The sequence below is a fragment of the Amycolatopsis sp. DSM 110486 genome (assembly GCF_019468465.1).
GTDB lineage: Bacteria > Actinomycetota > Actinomycetes > Mycobacteriales > Pseudonocardiaceae > Amycolatopsis.
In genome coordinates, this window is sequence record NZ_CP080519.1 from 1,480,775 (window position 1) to 1,502,099 (window position 21,325).

The 21,325-nt window shown below is 73.4% G+C and carries 2 protein-coding genes; both read right to left on the minus strand.

The window, feature by feature from the left end; genetic code table 11:
• Positions 1-59: 59 nt before the first annotated feature.
• Positions 60-5,363 carry a type I polyketide synthase gene (locus tag K1T34_RS07110; protein WP_220243488.1) on the minus strand — a complete coding sequence of 1,768 codons (5,304 nt, stop codon included), beginning with the start codon at positions 5,361-5,363 and terminating at the stop codon, positions 60-62.
• On the minus strand, positions 5,360-21,238 hold the full coding sequence (locus tag K1T34_RS07115; protein WP_220243489.1) for a type I polyketide synthase: 15,879 nt from the start codon (positions 21,236-21,238) through the stop codon (positions 5,360-5,362). The genes K1T34_RS07110 and K1T34_RS07115 overlap by 4 nt, the downstream gene beginning before the upstream one ends.
• Positions 21,239-21,325 lie beyond the last annotated feature (87 nt).

The window sequence follows — 21,325 nt, forward strand, 5'->3', positions numbered from 1 at the left end:
GACACACGAAACGGGCCGCCCACAGCATCCACTGTGGACGGCCCGCTTCTCTCGGCTGATTACCGCGCGCCGAGCTCCTCGTCCAGCATCGCGAACAGCTCGTCGGCGCTGGCGTCTTCGACCTCGTCGTCCTCGGAGAACTCCCCCACGACGGTCTTCAGCCGCTCCAGGACCTTGCCCCGCACGTCGGCGTCGGCGCTCCGCAGCGCCGCCACCAGCTCCTCCACCCGCACCTCGACATCGGACGGGCCGTCCTCCACTGACTCCGCGAGGAACTCGGCCAGTACCTCCACCGAGGGGTAGTCGAAGATCAGCGTGGCCGGCAGCCGCAGCCCGGTCACCACGTCGAGGCGATTGCGCAGCTCGATCGCCGTCAACGAGTCGAAGCCGAGCTCGATGAAGCCCTTGCGCGGGTCGACGGCACCGGCGTTGTCATGTCCGAGCACCACCGCGGCGGTCCCGCAAACCAGCTCCACGACGGCCCGCGGACGTTCTCCGGCGGGCAGCGAGGAAACGCGGCCCCACGAGTCGTCGACCACCTCGACCCGACGCCGCGTCGACCGTTTGACCAGCCCCCGCAGCATCGCCGGCACGCTGTGCGCGTCGGCTCGCAGCCCGGACATGTCCAGCCGCACCGGCACCAACGCGGGTTCCGTCGTGCCGAAAACGGCGTCGAACAGCTCCAGACCGTCCGCAAAGGACAGACCGAAGACGCCGGAGCGGGCCATGCGGATGAGGTCGGTGTCGCCGAGCTCGCCGGACATGCCGCCCTCGGACCACAGCCCCCAGGCCAGGGAAACGCCCGGCAGCCCGGCCGCGACGCGGTGTTGCGCCAGCGCGTCCAGGAACACGTTGGCCGCCGAGTAGTTCGCCTGACCGGCCGCGCCCAGCGTGCCGCCGGCCGACGAGTACAGCACGAAGGCCGCCAGGTCCATCGACGCCGTCAGCTCCGACAGGTGCCACGCGGCGTCGACCTTCGGCCGCAGCACCGCGTCCATCCGCTCCGGAGTCAGTGACAGCAGCACGCCGTCGTCGACCACACCGGCCGTGTGGATCACCGCGGACAGGGAAACGCCGTCCAGCAGCGAAACCACCGCGGCACGCGAAGCCAGATCGCACGCGACCAGCGAGACGGAAGCTCCCAGCTCCTCCAGGGAAGCCACGAACTCCAGCGCACCAGGCGCATCGAGTCCCCGTCGGCTGGTCAGGAGCAGGTCCCGCACACCGTACGACGTCACCAGGTGCCGCGCGATCAGCTTGCCCAGCACGCCAGTCGCCCCGGTGACCAGCACGGTTCCGTCGAGGTGCACCGGCTTTTCGTCCGGCACGAACTTGGCCAGCCGGTGCACCAGCACCTGGCCGTCGCGCACGGCCACACCGGGCTCGTCGGCGTACATCGCCCCGAGGGCCTCGGCGACCGGCACCGGTCCGTCGTCCAGGTCCAGGACCATGAACCGGTCCGGGTACTCCAGCTGCGCGGTCCGCACGACACCCCAGAGCGCCGCGTGCGTCAGGTCGGCCACGGCCTCGTCCGGGCGGGTGCCGATCGCGCGGCGCGCCACGACGACCAGCCGCGACGCACTCAGCATTTCTTCTCCGACCCACGCCTGCGCCAGCGCCAGCAGCCGGTGCACGGCTTCGCGTGCTCCTGCCGGTGTGGCCTCCCCGGGCTCGGCAAACGGCACGAACACCACGTCCGCGACCGCGTCGCCACCACGGATCCCGGCAACCAGCGATTCGAGGTCCGCGAATGACTGTCCACCGAGACCGAAGACGTCCTCACCGAGCACCGCCGACGTCACGGCGGCGGCCGGCTCACCGGACCACGCCGGCCATTCGACGCGGAACAGCGAGTCGTCCACCGCCGAACGCCCGGCCGGCGCGAACGCGTCGTCGGCGATCGGCCGCAGCGCCAGCGCTTCGACGCTCAGCACCGGCGAACCGCTCGGGTCAGTCGCCGTCAGCGACACCGTGTTCTCGACGTCGGAGGAGATCAGCACCCGCAGGCTCGACGCGCCACCGGCGTGCAGCGACACCCCGGACCACGCGAACGGCAGCACCGGCTTGTCCTCCGTCGGTCCGGCGAGGCCGATCGTGTGCAACGCGGCGTCCAGCAACGCGGGGTGCAAGCCGAAGGCCTCGGCGTTCGCGTGCTCCGGCACGGCCACCTCGGCCGCGAGCCGGTCACCCACCTGCCAGACGCGGTGCAGTCCGGCGAACACCGGCCCGTAGTCGAAGCCCTGGGCCGCGAGTTCGTCGTAGCGGCCGGTCACGTCGATCTCGACCGCCCCCGCCGGCGGCCACTCGGCGGCTTCCGGAATCGCGTCCACAGTGGACGAAAGACGGCCGCTACCGTGCTGAACCCACTCGTCAGCGCCGTCGGCCTGCGAGTAGATCCCCAGCGACCGCGTGCCGTCTTCGTCTTCCGCGCCGACCGTGACCTGCAGCCGCACGCCGCCCTGCTCGGGCAGGATCAGCGGCGCGGCCAGCGTCAGCTCGTCGAGCCGGGCGCACCCGACCTCGTCGCCGGCCCGCACGGCCAGCTCCACGAACGCCGTGCCCGGGAACAACGCCGCTCCCTGCACCACGTGATCGCCCAGCCACGGCTGCGCGCTCAGCGAAAGCTTGCCCGTGAGGACCGCGCCACCCGAGTCCGCCGCGACCACGACGGCACCCAGCAACGGGTGCCCCGCCTCGCGCTGGCCGACCTCGGCCACGCCACGCACGCGGGCGCCGGTCGGGTTGTCGAGCCAATAACGCTTGCGCTGGAACGCATACGTCGGCAGCTCCACGCGGTGCGCCCCGGCGTAGAACGCCTCGAAGTCGACGGGCACGCCGGCCGTGAACAGCGTCGCGACCGCCGTGGCCGCGCTTTCGGCCTCCGGCCGGTCCTTGCGCAGCACCGGCACAAACGTCGCCCGCTCGTCGCCGGCCAGGCAGCTCTGCCCCATCGCCGTGAGGACCGCGCTCGGCCCGACCTCGACGAACGTGCTCACGCCGTCGTCCAGCACCGCGCGCAGGGCGTCGGCGAACCGCACCGCCTCACGCACCTGCCGCACCCAGTAGTCCGGAGTGGACAGATCGCCACCGGCCGTGGACACGACCGGAATCGCCGGCGCCGAGTAGCTCACCTCCGCCGCCACCGCGGCGAACTCGGCCAGCATCGGCTCCATCAACGGCGAGTGGAACGCGTGCGACACCCGCAACCGCGACGTCCGCGCGAACTTCTCCGCGACCGAGAGCACCGCGTCCTCGACCCCGGACAGCACGACCGAATCGGCCCCGTTGACCGCGGCGATCCCGACGCCGTCGGTGAGCAGCGGCCGGACCTCGTCCTCCGTCGCCCGCACCGCGACCATCGCGCCGCCGCGGGGGAGCGCCTGCATCAACCGCGCCCGCGCGGCCACCAGCCGGCACGCGTCGGCCAGCGAGAACACCCCGGCGCAGTGCGCGGCCGCGAGCTCGCCGATCGAATGCCCGACCAGCCGGTCCGCCCGCACCCCCCACGCTTCCAGGAGCCGGAACACCGCGACCTCGACCGCGAACAGCGCCGGCTGTGTGTAGCCGGTCTCGTCGAGCTTCGCCGCGTCCGCCAGCAGTTCGCGCAGCGGCGTGTCCAGGTGCGGGTCCAGCTCGGCGGCAACCTCGTCCAGCGCGGCGGCGAAGACGGGATACGCCGACGCCAGCTCCAGCCCCATCCCGGCCCGCTGCGCGCCCTGGCCGGTGAACAGGAACGCCGTCTTCCGCGGCGCCGCGACACCTTCGACAACTCCGGCCGGCGCGCGCCCGGCGGCGTACTCCGTCAACGCCCGCACCGCACCGACGCGATCGGCCGCCACGACACCGGCCCGGTACTCGGCCAACGTCCGCGTGGTCACCAGCGACAGCCCGACGTCCGCGGCCGAGCCCGAAACCTCCGCCAGCCGGCCCGCCTGCGCCCGCATGGCGTCGGGCCCGGTGGCCGAGAACAGCCACGTCACGGGCCCGCCCTCGGCCGAAGGCTCCGGAGCCGGGTCGCCCTGCTCCACGATCACGTGCGCGTTCGTGCCGCTGATGCCGAACGACGACACCGCGGCCCGCCGCGCGCGCCCCGTCTCCGGCCACGCCCGCTCGTCCGCGAGCAACGCGACCGTGCCGTCGGACCAGTCGACGTGCGGCGACGGCTCCGCGGCGTGCAGCGTGCGCGGCAGGACACCACGCTGCAGCGCCTCCACCACCTTGATCACACCACCGACGCCGGCCGCGGCCTGCGTGTGCCCGACATTCGACTTGAACGAGCCGACGTACAGCGGCCGATCGGGCGTCGTCACCTTGCCGTACGTCGCGATCAGCGCCTGCGCCTCGATCGGGTCACCCAGCTTCGTGCCGGTGCCGTGCGCCTCGACGAAGTCCACATCGGACAGATCGAGGCCACCGTCGGCCAGCGCCGCGCGGATCACGCGCTGCTGCGCCGGGCCGTTGGGCACGGTGATGCCGCTCGACGCGCCGTCGGAGTTCACCGCGCTGCCGCGCAGCACGGCGAGCACGTGGTGACCGTTACGGCGGGCGTCCGAAAGCCGCTCCAGCAGCAGCATCCCGGCGCCCTCGGAGCAGCCGACGCCGTCGGCGCCGCTGCCGAACGCCTTGCAGCGCCCGTCGGAGGACAGCCCGTGCTGCTCGCTGAAGTACACGAACATGTCCGGCGTCACCATCACCGTCACGCCGCCGGCCAGCGCCAGCGAACACTCGCCGCGCCGCAGTGCCTGCGCCGCGAGGTGCATGGCGACCAGCGAAGACGAGCACGCCGTGTCCACCGACACCGACGGTCCTTCGAGCCCGAGCGTGTACGAGACACGCCCGGAGATGAGGCTGCCGTCGCTGCTGCCCGCGCCGTAGTCGTGGTACATCACGCCGGTGAACACACCGGTGCTGGTGCCGCGCAGCGTCGCCGGCACGATCCCGGCGCGCTCCACGGCTTCCCACGCCGTCTCCAGCAGCACGCGCTGCTGCGGGTCGAGCGTGAGCGCCTCACGCGGCGAGATCCCGAAGAACTCGGGCTCGAAGTCAGCGGCTTCGTGCAGGAAACCGCCTTCGTTCGAGTACGTCGTGCCGGGCCGGGAACCACTGGGGTCGTGGATCGACGCGGTGTCCCAGCCGCGATCGGCCGGGAACTCGCCGATCGCGTCGACACCGCCGGCGACCAGCTGCCACAGCTCGTCCGGAGTCGTGACACCACCGGGGTAGCGGCAGCCCATGCCGATGATCGCGATCGGCTCGTGCAGCTGGGCGGAGAGCTTCTTGTTTTCCGCCTTGAGCCGTTCGTTGTCCGTCATGGACTGCCGCAGCGCGGCGACGATCTGCTCGGTCGACGGGGACTGGGTCACCGGGACTCACCTCGTTCGTCGGTCTGGTCGCCACCCATCGCGGAGCGGACCAGGTCGGCCAGGTCCATCGCCGCGACTGCGGACGCGGCTTCGTCGTTCTCCTCGATCGCACTGTCCTGTTCGGACTCCGGCAGCAGCTCCGCCAGCAGGTGACGGGCCAGCGGGAGCGGGCTCGGGTAGTCGAAGATCAGCGTCGCCGGCAGCCGCAGCCCCGTCGCCGCCCCGAGCCGGTTGCGCAGTTCCAGCGCCGCCAGCGAGTCGATGCCGAGGTCTGTGAAGCCCTTCTCGACCCCCACTGCGGACGCGTCGTCGTATCCCAGGACCGCCGCCGCGTGCTCACAGACCAGCTGCAGCGCCGCCGCTTCCCGCTCGCTCGCCGGCAGCGCGGCGACCCGATCGACGAAACCGGCTTCCGGCGCGGTGGTCACCGCGGCCGTCGCCGCTCGCCGGGACGGCGCCGCCACCAGGCCACGCAGGAGCGGGGCCACGCGGTCGGCTTCCTTCAGGTCGGCCAGCTCCACCGGCACGAGTGCCGGCTGCCGGGCCGCGAGCGCGGCGTCGAACAACGCGAGCCCGTCTTCCGCGGTCAGCTCCGCGACGCCGTACCGGGCGATGTGCGCCAGGTCGACCTCGCCGTCGGTGCCTTCCCACGGACCCCAGGCCAGGGAGGTCGCCGGCAGGCCCTGCGCCGCCCGGTGCTCGGCCAGCGCGTCGAGGAACACGTTGCCCGCCGCGTAGTTGGCCTGCCCCGCGGCCAGCAACAGGCCGCCTGCCGACGAGTAGAGGACGAACGCCGCCAGGTCACGTGACGCCGTGAGCTCGTGCAGGTGCCAGGCCGCGTCGACCTTCGGCCGCAGCACGGTCTCGACCTGCTCCGGGGTGAGGGCACCGAGCACCGCGCTGTCCATCTGCCCCGCCGCGTGGACCACGGCGGTGAGCTTCGGCAGCGTCTCCAGCAGCCCCGCCAGCTCGGCGCGGTCGGTGACGTCGCACGCGGCCACCGTGACGTTCGCGCCTTGCCCGGCGAGTTCCTCGACCAGCTCCCGAGCGCCCGGGGCGTCGAGGCCCCGCCGGCTCGTGAGGACGAGGTCCCGGGCGCCGCGAGCGACCAGGTGCCGGGCCAGCAGCCCGCCGAGCAGACCGGCGCCACCGGTGATGAGCACCGTGCCGTCCGGGTTCCACTCGAGCGATTCGCCGATCTCGGTCACGCGCACCAACCGCGGCACGCGCACCTCACCGGCACGGACGACCGCCTCGGGCTCACCCGAAGCCGCCACCGCGGGCAGCGCCTGCGCGGACTCGGCCTTGCCGTCCACGTCGACCAGCTGGATCCGGTCCGGGTTCTCCGCCTGCGCGGCTCGCACCAGACCCCAGACCGGCGCCTGCGCCAGGTCCGGCGTGTCCGCCTCGACCGCGCCGCGGGTGACGACCAGGAGCTTGCCGTCGTCGAACCGGCCGAGCCAGTTTTGCAACAGCGCCAACGTTTTCTGCACGGTCGCGTGGACGCGGGCCGGCACGTCGCCGTCCTCGGTCGCAACCGGCAGCACCAGCACGTCGGCCGCCACCGGCTCGGCGTGGACCGGCAGGCCGAGGCCGAGTTCGTCAGAAGCGCTGTCGTCGGCGCCGAGCACGGCCCAGCCGTCGATCGACGGCGCCAGCCGCACGCCCGACGCGGGCACCCAGTCGATGCGGTAGAGCGAGTCCGGCACCTTCGCGCCGAGCTGGCTCTCCGACACCGGCCGAGTGACCAGCGACTCGATCCACGCGACGGGCGCACCGGCCGCGTCGGCGAGCGCCAGCTCGGAACCGCTCTCCGTCTTGCGCACCCGCACCCGCAGCGCCGTCGCACCGGCCGCGAACAGCGAGACGGTGTTCCACGCGAACGGGATGGTCGTCTCGGTCAGCGCCTTCGGCCCGCCCGGCACGAGGAAGTCCGTCGCGCCCAGCGCGGAGTCGAGCAGCCCCGGGTGGAGGCCGAACTCGCCGGCCGCCGTGCCCTCGGGCAGCGCGACCTCGGCGAACACCTCACCTTCGTGCAGCCAGACCGCGCGCAGGTTCCGGAACGTCGGACCGTAGCCGAAGCCCAGGCCCGCGAGGTCGTCGTACAGCCCGGTCAGGTCCACAGCTTCCGCGCCTGCCGGCGGCCAGGCCGCCAGGTCGAACTCCGCGGCCGGTGTTCCGGTGGTGAGCGTGCCCGCCGCGTGCTGCGTCCAGGCGCCGCGTTCGGCGGCCCGCGAGTGCACCGAGAACTGCCGGCGGCCGGTCGCGTCCGGAGCCCCGACGACCACGCGCAGGTCCACGCCGTCCTCGGGCAGGAGCAGTGGTGCCTGCTGGGTCAGCTCTTCCAGCACCGCGGCCCCGACCTGGTCCCCGGCGTGCGCGGCCAGCTCGACGTACGCCGTGCCGGGCAGCATCGTGCGGCCCATCACCACGTGGTCGGCCAGCCACGGCTGCGTCGCCGTGGACAGGCGGCCGGTGAGCACCGCGCCACCGTCGGGCAGCTCCACCAGCGCGCCCAGCAGCGGGTGCGCGGCGGACTTGGCGCCCAGCGAACCCACGTCGCCGGTGCCCTTGGTCGCGTCGAGCCAGTAGGACTTGTTCTGGAACGCGTACGTCGGCAGGTCCACAGTGGACGCACCGCGGCCGGCGAACAGCGCCCGCCAGTCCAGAGTCGCTCCGCGCGAGTACAGCGTGCCGAGCGCGGTGAACAGCGTGGTCACCTCGTCGCGGCCGCGCCGCATCGCCGGCACCTGCACCACGCGGTCCGGCCGCTCGGCCGCCGCGGTGTCGCTCTCGCGGGCCATGCCCGTGAGCACCGCGTCCGGGCCCAGCTCCACGAACCTCGTGACGCCGGCGCCCAGCAACGTCGTGACCCCGTCGGCGAACCGCACGGCTTCCCGGACGTGCCCCACCCAGTAGGCGGGCGAGCACAGCTCGGCGGCCGTGGCGATCTGCCCGGTCACGTTGGACACCACCGGGATCGCCGGCGCGGAGTAGGTGAGGCTTTCGGCCACCTTCGTGAACTCCGCCAGCATCGGCTCCATCAGCGCCGAGTGGAACGCGTGCGACACGACCAGCTGCTTCGTGCGGCGGCCGGCGTCTGCGAACACGGTCATGGCCGCCCGCACCGACGCTTCCGGCCCGGAGATCACGACCGAGCGCGGGCCGTTGACCGCGGCGACGTCGACGTCGGACGGCAGTGCGGCTCGCACCTCGTCTTCCGTGGCGGCGATCGCGGCCATCGCACCTCCGCTCGGCAGCGCCTGCATGAGCCGGCCGCGAGCGGCGACCAGCGTGCAGGCGTCGGCCAGCGACAGCACCCCGGCCACGTGGGCCGCGGCGAGCTCGCCGATCGAGTGCCCGGCCACGTAGTCGGGCGCGGCGCCCCACGACTCGACCAGGCGGTAGAGCGCGACCTCGATCGCGAACAGCGCGCACTGCGTGTAGGCGGTCTGGTTGAGCAGCTTCCCGTCGTCGGAGCCCTTCTCGGCCCAGATCACCTGCTTGAGCGGTACGTCCGTCTCGGAGAGACTGCGAATGTCGCCGTCGAAGAGACCACAGATCTCGTCGAACGCGCCGGCGAACACTCCGAAGGCCTCATAGAGCCCGCGGCCCATGCCTGGCTGCTGCGCGCCCTGGCCGGTGAACAGGAACGCGGTCAGGTCGGCCGCGCTGATCGTGCCGGTCACGGTGCCCGCCGGGGTCCCGCCGGTGGCGAGTCCGTCGAGTGCCTTCAGCGCTGCCTCGCGGTCGGCGGCCAGCACCACCGCGCGGTGGTCGAGCGCCGCGCGGCCGGTGGCGAGCGAGTACGCGACGTCGGTCAGGTTCAGCTCCGGGTCGGCCCGCAGGTGCTCGGCGAGCCGAGCGGCCTGGTCGGCCAGCGCCTGGCCCACCGAACCCGCGAGCGGCAGCGGCACCACCGGCAGCGCCGGAGCACTGGCCCGCGGCGCCTCCACAGTGGACGGCGGCGCCTCCTCGATGATGATGTGCGCGTTGGTCCCGCTGATGCCGAAGGACGAGACACCGGCACGCCGCGGTCGCCCGTTCGGCAGCCACGGCCGGGCCTCGGTCAGCAGCTCGATGTCCCCCGTCGTCCAGTCGACGACCGGCGACGGCGCGTCGACGTGCAGCGTCCGCGGCAGCAGGTTGTGCCGCAGTGCCTGCACGACCTTCATCACGCCGGCCGCACCACCGGAGGCCTGCGCGTGGCCGATGTTCGACTTCACCGAACCCAGGTACAGCGGGTGTCCCTCGGGCCGGTCCTGGCCGTAGGTGGCCAGCAGGGCCTGCGCCTCGATGGGGTCACCCAGCTTCGTGCCCGAACCGTGCGCCTCGACGGCGTCCACTTCGGACGGACGCAGCCCACCGGCGGCGAGCGCCGCGTGGATCACGCGTTCCTGCGAAGGGCCGTTCGGGGCGGTGAGCCCGTTGGACGCGCCGTCCTGGTTCACCGCGCTCGAACGGACCACGGCGAGCACCTCGTGGCCGTTGCGCTGCGCGTCGGAGAGCCGTTCGAGCAGGAGCAGGCCCGCGCCCTCGGCCCAGCCGACGCCGTCGGACGCGGCGGAGAAGGACTTCGAGCGACCGTTGGGCGAGAGCACGCCCTGGCGGCTGGAGTCGACGAACAGGTCCGACTGCGAGAGCACCGTCACGCCGCCGGCCAGCGCCAGCCCGCACTCGCCCGCCCGCAGCGCCTGCACCGCGAGGTGCAGCGTGACCAGCGAAGACGAGCACGCCGTGTCCACCGTCATGCACGGGCCCTCGAGCCCCAGCAGGTAGGAGATGCGGCCGGAGACGACCGCGCCCGAGCTGCCGTTGGGGATGTAGGCGGCGACGTCGGCGGGCGCGCCGGGGGCGCGGCTGCCGTAGTCGTCGTACATGGCGCCGGTGAAGACGCCGGTCAGGCTGCCACGCAGCGCCGTCGGGTCGATGCCGGCGCGCTCGATGGCCTCCCACGCCGCCTCCAGCAGCAGGCGCTGCTGCGGGTCCATCGCCATGGCCTCACGCGGGCCGATGCCGAAGAACGCCGGGTCGAACTCGGCGGCGTCGTGCAGGAACCCGCCCTGGTTGGCGTAGGTCTTGCCGCGCTTGCCGCGTTCGGGGTCGTAGATGCCCTCGGTGTCCCAGCCGCGGTTGGTCGGGAAGCCGCTGACCGCGTCGACCTCGTCGACGAGCAGCCGCCACAGGTCCTCGGGCGACCGCACACCACCGGGGTAGCGGCAGGCCATGCCGACGATGGCGATGGGTTCCTGCATGGAAACACCGGCGGCGTTGGTGCGCGTGGTCGGCTTCTTGGTGACCGCGCCGAGCAGCTTGCCCTTCACGAAGTCGGCGACGGCCTTGGCGGTCGGGTGGTCGAAGATAAGCGTCGCCGGGAGCGACAGGCCCGTGGCGGTGCCGAGCAGGTTGCGCAGCTCCACCGCCGCCAGGGAGTCGAACCCGAGCTCCTTGAACGCGCGGGTTCCGTCCACTTCGGACTTGTCCGCGTAGCCGAGGACGGTGGCGACCTGCGTGCGGACGAGGTCCAGCAGCACGCGGTCGCGTTCGCTCTCCACCAGGGCGGCCAGTTCGTTCGCCAGGGCGTTGTCCCCGCTCGCGGCCTTGGTTTTGGCCACACGGCGTGCCTTCGGCGGGACGAAGCCGCGCAGCAGAGCCGGCAGCTCGTCCGTGCGCGCCTTGAGCGCCGAAATGTCAACGCGCAGCGGCGCGACCACGGCGTCTTCCGTGGCCACCGCGGCGTCGAACAGTGCCAGCCCCTGCTCCGCGGTGACCGCGGGCAGGCCGAGCCGGGCCATGCGGGCGAGGTCGGCTTCGGCGAGGTCGCCGCCGAGGCCGGTGTTCTCGGCCCATAGACCCCACGCCAGCGCGGTCGCGGGCAGGCCCGCCGCGTGGCGGTACTGCGCGAGACCGTCGAGGAACGCGTTGGCCGCGGCGTAGTTCGCCTGGCCCGCGGGCAGCACCTGGCCACCGGCGGAGGAGAACAGCACGAACGCGGACAGCTCACGCGAAGCGGTCAGCTCGTGCAGGTGCCAGGCGGCGTCGACCTTGGGCTTGAGCACGGAGTGCAGCTGGTCCGCGGTGAGCGAGTCGAGGACCCCGCTGTCGGCCGTGCCCGCCGCGTGGACCACGGCGGACAGCCGCGGCAACGCGTCGAGCAGCTCCGCGACAGCCGCGCGGTCGGCGACGTCGCACGCCGCGACCGTGACCGTGGCGCCGAGGTCCGTGAGGTCGTCGGCCAGCTGCGCGGCACCCGGGGCGTCGAGGCCGCGGCGGCTGGTGAGCACCAAATCGCGCACGCCGTGCTCGGCGACGAGGTAGCGCGCCAGCAGGCTGCCGAGCCCGCCGGTGCCGCCGGTCACCAGCACCGTTCCTTCGCCGAACGGGGAGACCCCGGTGGTCTCGGTGCGTGCGTACCGCGGCACGAGCACCGAACCCGCGCGAACCGCGGACTCCGGCTCCCCCGACGCGACCGCGGCCGCGATGTCCTCGGGTGTGGTCGCGGTGTCGGCGTCCACGATGAACACCCGGCCCGGGTGCTCGGCCTGCGCGGCGCGAGCCAGGCCCCAGAGGGCGCCTTCGGTGACGTCGACTCCTGCGTTTCCGGCTGCCGTCGCGGAGTGCGTGACAACCGCGAGCTTCGTGCCCGCGAACCGCGATTCGGCCAGCCAGGCCTGGATTTCCGCCAGCAGCCAAGCCGCGTTCTCGCGGGACACCTCGGGCACGTCGCCGGCGCGTTCCGGCACCGACAGCGTCACCAGCTCAGGCACCGGCTCACCGCGGTCGACGGCCCCGATCAGGTCCGCGAACCCGGCGTAGGTGGCGGCCACGCCGACCCGGCCGCGGCCGACGGCCACAACGGTGGTGTCGGCGGCGGGCGAGGTGACGGGCTGCCAGGCGATCTTCAGCAGCGAACCGTCCACAGTGTCCGGTGCGACCGAAAGCTCCTTCTGCACCGGCCGCGACACGAGCGACTCGATCGTCGCGACCGGCCGTCCCTCGCTGTCGGCGACCTCGATGGCCGAGAGCTCGTCGCCGTCCAGGCGGACGATCCGCACGCGCAGCACCGCGGCGCCGACGGCGTGCAGCGTCACGCCGTTCCACACGAACGGCAGCAGCGTCGCACCACTGGGGTCGCCGAGCAGGTCGGCGTGCATGGCGGTGTCGAGCAGTGCGGGGTGCAGGCCGTAGGCGCCGGCCGTGGCCGCGGCCGGTTCCGGCAGCGCGACCTCGGCGAACACCTCGTTGCCACGGCGCCACGCGGCCTTCAGACCCTGGAACGCCGGGCCGTAGCCGTAACCGCGGTCGGCGAGCAGCTCGTAGGCGCCCTCGACCGGGATCACGCTCGCCCCCGGCGGCGGCCACTCGGTGAGCCCGGCGGGCTCGGGCCGGCTGACGGCCGAGAGCGTGCCGAGCGCGTGCTGCGTCCACTCGCCCTCGGTGTCGGCCGGGCGGGAGAACACGGTGACCGGACGACGATCGTCAGCGGTCGGGCCGACCACGACCTGCAGCGCGACCGCGCCGTCGGGCGGCAGGACGAGCGGCGCCTGCAGCGTCAGCTCCTCCACCACCGGCAGGCCCACCTGGTCGCCGGCCGTCGCGGCCAGCTCCAGCAGACCGGTGCCGGGCACGAGGATCGCGCCCTTGACCACGTGGTCGGCCAGCCACGGCACCGACGCGGCCGAGAGGCGGCCGGTGAGCACCGTCGTGTCCGAACCGGACAGCGGCACGACCGCGCCCAGCATCGGGTGCGCCAGCGGCTGCTGGCCGACGGCCGTGACGTCGCCGGACGGCGTGGCGTCGAGCCAGTAACGCTTGTGCTGGAAGGCGTACGTCGGCAGGTCGAGCCGCACCGGGCCGTCGCCGAGCAACGGGCCGAGCTTGGCCGCGCCCCTCGTGTGCAGGCGGCCGACGGCGGTCAGCGCCGTGCGGACCTCGTCCTGGTCACGCCGGTTGAAAGGAACGAACACAGTGTTGGCGTGGCTGTCCTCGGCGCTCTGCGGACCGAGCACCGACAGCACGCTGTCGGGCCCGAGCTCGAGGAACGTCCGGACGCCGCTGCCGGCCAGCGTTTCGACCGCCGCGCCGAAGCGCACGGTCTCGCGGACGTGCGTGACCCAGTACTCCGGCGAGCGCAGCTCCTCGTCGGTGGCCGCGCGGCCGGTGACGGTGGAGACGATCGGGATCCGGGGCGCCGCGTAGGTGAGCCCGGCGGCGACCGCGGCGAACTCGTCGAGCATCGGGTCCATCAGCGGCGAGTGGAACGCGTGGCTCACGCGCAACCGGCGAGTCTGGATGTCGCCGGCCAGGCGCTCGATCTCCGCGACCACGTCGGCGTCACCCGAGATCACCACGGCGGCGGGCCCGTTGACGGCGGCGATGCTCACGTCGTCGTGCCCGGCCAGCAGCTCACGCACGGTGTCCTCCGGCGCGGCGAACGCGACCATTGCGCCCGGCCGCTCGGACAGCGCCCCCATCAGGCGGCCTCGGGCGGCGACCAGCTTGGCGGCGTCGTCGAGGGAGAGCACCCCGGCGACGTGCGCGGCGGCCAGCTCGCCGATGGAGTGGCCGGCGAGCGCGTCGGGAACGATCCCCCAGGACTCGGCGAGCCGGAACAGCGCGACCTCGACGGCGAAGAGGCCGGTCTGCGTGTACTGCGTCTGGTCGAGCAGCCCGCGGTCGGCGAGCGCGGTGGTGCCGAAGACGACGTCGCGCAGCGGCACGTCGGTGTGCCGGTCGACGGCGGCACACACAGCGTCGAAGGCTTCGGCGAACACCGGGTAGGCCTCGGACAGCTCACGGCCCATGCCCACGCGCTGCGCACCCTGGCCGGAGAACAGGAAGGCGAGCTTCCCGTCCGCGACCTGGTCCGGCTCGGCCGCTCCGGTGGCGACGGCGTCGAGCCCGTCGGCCAGCTCGGCCGCGGTCGCCGCGACGACCACCGCCCGGTGCTCCAGCGAAGCCCTGGTCGCGGCCACCGATCGCGCGATCTCCGCGACTCCGACGTTCTCGTGCTCGGCCAGCCACGTCCGCAGCCGCGCCGCCTGCCCGCGCACCGCGGCGGCGGACCGGCCGGACAGCGCGACCGGCACGACCGCCTGCGTCTCCGCCGGCTGCTCGCGCTCGATCTCGGGAGCCTGCTCCAGGATCACGTGGGCGTTGGTGCCACTGATGCCGAACGATGACACAGCCGCGCGACGCGGGTGGCCGTTGGCCGCCCAGTCCTGCTGCTGCGTGAGCAGCCGCACCGAACCCGCGGCCCAGTCGACCACAGTGGACGGACGGTCGACGTGCAGCGTGCGCGGCAGCTGCTCGTGCTGCATCGCCAGGACCATCTTGATGATGCCCGCGACACCGGCCGCGGCCTGCGTGTGGCCGATGTTGGACTTGATCGAGCCCAGCCACAGCGGCTCTTCGCGCTCCTGGCCGTAGGTGGCCAGTAGCGCCTGCGCCTCGATCGGGTCGCCCAGCGTGGTGCCGGTGCCGTGGCCTTCGACGGCGTCCACTTCGGACGGCGTCAGGCCCGCGTCGGCCAGCGCGCGAGTGATCACGCGCTGCTGCGAGGGACCGTTGGGTGCGGTGAGGCCGTTGGACGCGCCGTCGTGGTTCACCGCGGAGCCGCGCAGCAGCGCGAGGACCGGGTGCCCGTTGCGGCGGGCGTCGGACAGGCGCTCGACGAGCAGCATGCCCGCGCCCTCGCCCCAGCCGGTGCCGTCGGCCGCGTCGGCGAACGAGCGGCAGCGGCCGTCGGCGGAAAGCCCGCGCTGGCGGGAGAAGTCGACGAAGGTGTCCGGAGTGGACATCACCGTGACACCGCCGGCCAGGGCCAGCGTGCACTCGCCGCGGCGCAGCGCCTGCGCCGCCCAGTGCAGGGCGACCAGCGAAGACGAGCAGGCCGTGTCGACCGTGACCGTCGGGCCCTCCAGTCCCAGCGCGTAGGACACGCGGCCGGAGACGACGCTGGCGAGGCTGCCGTTGCCGAGGTATCCGGCGATGTCGTCGGACACCGTGCCGAGGCGGGTGCCCCAGTCGTGGTACATCACGCCGGCGAACACGCCGGTCGCGCTGCCGCGCAGGGAAACCGGGTCGATGCCCGCCCGTTCGAACGCCTCCCACGACACCTCGAGCAGCAGCCGCTGCTGCGGGTCCATGGCGGCGGCCTCACGCGGGCTGATCTCGAAGAAGTCGGCGTCGAACTCGGCGGCGTCGTGCAGGAAGGCGCCGTGCTTGACGTAGGAGTGGCCGGGTTTGCCGGGCTCCGGGTCGTACAGCGCGTCGACGTTCCAGCCGCGGTCGGCCGGGAACGGGGTCAGTGCCTCCTCGCCCTCGGCGACCAGCCGCCACAGGTCCTCCGGCGTGGTCACGCCACCCGGGTAGCGGCAGGCGATGCCGACGATCGCGATCGGCTCCTCCGGATCCACCGTGGTGACCGGCGCGATCGGCCGCGCCGGCGCGAGTCCGGCCAGCCGGCCCACGAGGTACTCGGCAAGCGCGCGCGGCGTCGGGTAGTCGAAGACGAGGGTGGCGGGCAGGCGCATGCCGGTGACGGAGTCGAGGATGTTGCGCAGCTCCACCGCGGCCAGCGAGTCGAACCCGATCTCGCCGAACGGACGGGCCGGGTTGATGGCGTCCGCGCTGTCGTGGCCGAGCACGGCCGCGACGTGCGTGCGCACCAGGTCCAGCACCGCGCGGTCGCGGTCGGCCTCACCGAGGTGGGCGAACCGGCCGGCGAACTGCTGCTCCGGCGTGAGTTCACCCGACACGACCGTGGCGGCAGCCCGGCGACGGCCGGCCGGCGCGAGGCCCCGCAGCACGGCCGGGACGTCCTCACCCCGGGCCCGCAGCGCGGAGCGGTCGATGCGCGTCGGCACCACGGCCGGCGCGCCCGAGGCCAGCGCCGCGTCGAGCGCGGCCAGGCTTTCGGTCACCGTCAGCGGCGCGAGACCCAGCCGTGCGATGCGGTTGCGGTCCACTTCGGACAGTGTGGCGCCCATGCCCAGGGCTTCGCCCGCGTCCGGCGCCCACAAGCCCCACGCAAGCGACGTGGCCATCTTGCCTTCGGTGCAGCGGTACTCGGCCAGCGCGTCGAGGAAGGTGTTGCCCGCCGCGTAGTTCGCCTGGCCCGCACCGTCGGCGAGGCCCGCCGAGGACGAGAACAGCACGAACGCGGAGACGTCACCGACGAGCTCGTGCAGGTGCCAGGCCGCGTCGACCTTCGGTGCCAGCACGGCGTCGAGCCGCTCTTCGGTCAGCGAGCCGATCATGGCGTTGTCCAGCACGCCGGCGGTGTGCACGACGGCGGACAGCGGCTGCTCGGCCTTCTTCAGCGCGGCGGACAGCGAGCGCTTCTTGCTCACGTCAGCCGCGGCCACCGTCACGCTCGCACCCAGCTCCCGCAGGTCCGCGACCAGCTCGGCCGCGCCCGGAGCGTCGGCACCGCGGCGGCTGACCAGCAGGAGGCTGCGCACACCGTGGTTCGTCACGAGGTGGCGCGCGACCTGCGCGCCCAGGCCACCCGTGCCGCCGGTGATGAGCACGGTGCCCTCGGCCGACCACGTCGGGCGCTCGGCGTCGGCGGTGAGCCGCACCAGGCGGGCCGCGTGCACCGCGCTGCCCTCGATCCGCAGCTCCGGCTCACCCGAGCCGAGCGCCGTGGCCAGTGTCCCCGGCGTGACCGCGCCTTCGATCAGCACCACGCGGCCCGGGTGCTCGGCCTGCGCCGAACGGACCAGGCCCCGCACCGCGGAGTCGGCCAGCTCACCGCGGGTCAGCACGACCAGCCGCGAAGAAACGTAGCGCTCGTTCTCCAGCCACGGCCGCAGCACGGCGAGCACCCGGTGCGCGGCCTGCTTGGCGGCCGTGGCGACGTTCTTGCCCCGCACCGAAACCGGCAGCAGCACGGCCTGCGGAACGTCCACCAGCGACACCAGCGCGTCGGCGACCGGCACGTCGAGGCCGGCGACGGAGCCGAGCGCGGCGAGCGTCGGAAGCTCGGCGTCGGACGTGACCGGCGTCCACTCCACGGTGTAGAGCAGGTCCCGCGCCTGAGTACCGAGGTCGGCGCCGCGGACCGCCCGCGAACGGAACGACTCGACCGACAGCACGGGCGCACCGGCCGGATCGGCGATCTCCAGCGTGACGCCACCGGTGGCGGGCGACGTGATGCGCACTCGCACCTCGGTCGCGCCCGACGCGTGCAGCCGCACGCCGGTCCACGCGAACGGAAGGCGGATCTCGTCGGCCTCCCTCGCTTCGCCCGGGGCGAAGTCGGTGGCGTGCAGCACTGCGTCGAGCAGCGCCGGATGGATCCCGAACGCGGCATCCTTCTCCGCCGGCAGCGCGACCTCGGCGTACACGACGTCGTCTTGTCGCCACGCCGTGCGCAGGCCTTGGAACAGCGGGCCGTAGCCGTAACCCTGCTCGGCCAGCTCGCCGTACAGCTCGGCGGTGGCGACGACCTCGGCCCCGGCGGGCGGCCACTCGGTCAGGCTCGCCGGTTCGACGACCGGGCCGGTCGCGAGGACACCCACGGCGTGGCGGGTCCAGGCGGCATCGGCGTCGTGGTCGGGACGCGAGTGGAACTCGATGGTGCGGCGGCCGTCGTCCTCCGGGCCGACGACGACCTGCAGCGCGACCCCGCCGGTCTCCGGCAGCGCGAGCGGCGCCTGCAGCGTCAGCTCGTCGAGCACGCCGCAACCGGCCTGCTCGCCGGCGTGCAGCGCCATCTCGACGAACGCCGTGCCGGGCAGCACCGCGGTGCCGGCGATGGTGTGGTCGGCCAGCCACGGGTGCGTCCTCAGGCCGACGCGGCCGGTGAACACGAGCCCGTCGCCCGCGAGGCCGATCTCCGCGGCCAGCAGCGGGTGGCTCGACGCGAGCTGACCGAGGTCGGCCGCGTCGCCGTGCGAAACGGGAGCGGTGAGCCAGAAGTGCTTGCGCTGGAACGCATACGTCGGCAGGTCGACGCGGCGGGCCGGGCCGAAGAACGCGGTCCAGTCGACCGCCACCCCGCGCGTGTGCAGCTTGCCGAACGCGCCGGCGAGGGTCGTGACCTCGGCGTGGTCGCGACGCTGCGCGGCGGTGAAGGCGATGGTGCCGGCGTGCGGACCGGTGGCGGCCATCGCCGAAAGGACGGCGTCGGGACCGACCTCGATCGCGGTCGTCACGCCGGCCTCGGCCAGCGTCGTCACGCCGTCGGCGAACCGCACCGCGCGGCGCACGTGCCACAGCCAGTAGCCCGGTGAGCACAGCTCCTCAGGCTTCGCGAGGCGGCCGGTCACGTTGGACACCACCGGGATCGTCGGCGGCGCGTAGTCCACCACCTCGAGGATCTCGCGGAACTCGGCCAGCATCGGCTCCATCAGCGGCGAGTGGAACGCGTGCGACACGCGCAGCTCGCTCGTCTTGCGGCCCTGCAGCCGGAACACGGCGGCGACGTCCTCGACGGCGGCGCGCTCACCGGAGACCACGACGGACGACGGACCGTTGACGGCCGCGATGCTCACGCGGTCGTTGAGCAGCGGCTGAACCTCGTCCTCGGTCGCGGCGAGCGCGACCATCGCGCCTCCCTCCGGGAGCGCCTGCATCAGGCGACCGCGCGCGGCGACGACCATGCACGCGTCGGCGAGCGACCAGACGCCGGCGATGTGCGCGGCGGCGAGCTCGCCGATGGAGTGGCCCAGCAGGATGTCGGGCTTGACGCCCCACGACTCCAGCAGCCGCGCGAGCGCGACCTCGACGGCGAACAGGGCGCACTGTGCGTACTGCGTGTGGTTGAGCTCCTCGGCGTCGTCACCGAAGAGGACGTCGCGCAGCGGCTGGTCCATCTGCACGTCGAGGTTGTCGATGGCCTCGTCGAAGACCTCGGCGAACACCGGGTAGGCGAGGTAGAGCTCCCGGCCCATCGCGAGACGCTGCGAGCCCTGGCCGGTGAACAGCATCGCGAGCTTGCCCGGCGTGCGCTCGCCGGTGACGACGGCGGCGTCCTGCTCCCCCGCGGCCAGCGCGGTGAGCCCGCGGACGGCGTCGGCGGCGTTCTCGGCGACGACGACGGCGCGGTGGTCGTGCGCGGCGCGCGTGGTGGCGAGGGAGAAGCCGAGGTCGGCCAGATTCTCGGCATCCACAGTGGACACCAATTTGGCGGCCTGCGCGCGCAGTGCGTCCTCATCGCGAGCGGACACAACCAGCGGCACCACCGGCAGCTGCTCGGCCGGCGTCTCCTCGGCGACCAGCGCTGGAGCCTGCTCGATGATGACGTGCGCGTTGGTGCCACTGACACCGAACGACGACACCCCCGCGCGACGCGGACGCTCGACCAGCGGCCACTCGCGCGTCTCGGTGAGCAGCTCGACGGCACCGGCGGTCCAGTCGACGTGCGGGGTCGGCGCGTCGACGTGCAGCGTCTTCGGCAGCACGCCGCGGCGCATGGCCTCGACCATCTTGATCACGCCGGCCACACCGGCGGCGGCCTGCGTGTGGCCGATGTTGGATTTGATCGAACCGAGCAGCAGCGGCGTCTCGCGCTCCCGCCCGTAGGTGGCCAGCAGCGCCTGCGCCTCGATCGGGTCCCCGAGCCGCGTGCCGGTGCCGTGCGCTTCGACCGCGTCCACTTCGGACGGAGTCAACCCGGCGTCGGCCAGCGCTCGCGTGATCACGCGCTGCTGCGAAGGGCCGTTGGGCGCGGTGAGCCCGTTGGACGCACCGTCGGAGTTGATGGCCGAACCGCGGACCACGGCGAGCACGGTGTGCCCGTTGGCCACGGCGTCGGAGAGCCGTTCCAGCACGAGCACACCGACCCCCTCGGCGAACCCGGTGCCGTCGGCCGCCGCGGCGAACGCCTTGCACCGCCCGTCCTCGGCGAGGCCACGCTGGCGGCTGAAGGCGGTGAACGTGCCGGGCGCGCCCATCACGGCCACACCGCCGGCAAGAGCGAGGTGCGTCTCCCCGCGACGCAGCGCCTGCACGGCGAGGTGCAGCGCCACCAGGGAACCCGAGCACGCGGTGTCGACCGTCAGCGTCGGGCCTTCGAGCCCCAGCGAGTAGGCGACGCGGCCGGAGACGACGCTCGGCGCGTTGCCGGTGAGCAGGTAGCCGTCGAGGCCGTCGGGAGCTTCGTGCAGGCGCGGGCCGTACTCCTGGGCCTCGGCGCCGATGAACACTCCGGCGGGCGTGCCGCGCAGCGTGGACGGGTCGATCTTCGCGCGCTCCAGCGCTTCCCACGCCGTCTCCAGCACGAGCCGCTGCTGCGGGTCCATCGCCGACGCCTCGCGCGGCGCGATGCCGAAGAACCCGGCGTCGAACTCACCGGCGTCGGGCAGGAAGCCGCCGGAGGCGACGTAGCTGCTGCCGGGCCGGTCGGGGTCCGGGTCATACAGACTGTCGAGGTCCCAGCCGCGGTCGGTCGGGAAGCCGCTGATCGTGTGCACCTCGTCCGCGACCAGCTGCCACAGCTGCTCGGGCGAAGCCGCGCCACCCGGGTAGCGGCAGCCGATGCCGACGATGGCCACCGGCTCGTCGTCGTCGCGGCCCCGGGCGATCAGTCCACTGTCGACAGTCTCCTCCCCGAACACCCGCGCGTGCAGGAACCGCGCGACCGCGGCCGGGGTCGGGTGGTCGAACGCGAGCGTCACCGGCAGGTCGAGCCCGGTGGCGTCGGTGAGCTGCGCGTGCAGCTCCACCGCCGCCAGCGAGTCGAACCCGTGGTCGGAGAACGCCTTCTCCGGGTCGAGGACGGCCGGCACCTCCGGCAGCACGGCCCGCAGCGCGGCCCGCGTGGCGCTGTGCACCACGTCCGCGACGAGCGCCGCCCGATCGCCCGGCGGCAAGTGCGTCAGCCGCTGGCCGAAACCGGATTCCGGATTCTTGTCTAACTCACGCATAACGCACTCCACCGCTGTAGCAAGGCAGCATTCATGGTCGTCGAACGGATCGTAAGTCGGCTCAGCGCCGCCGCGGATCCCCAGAAA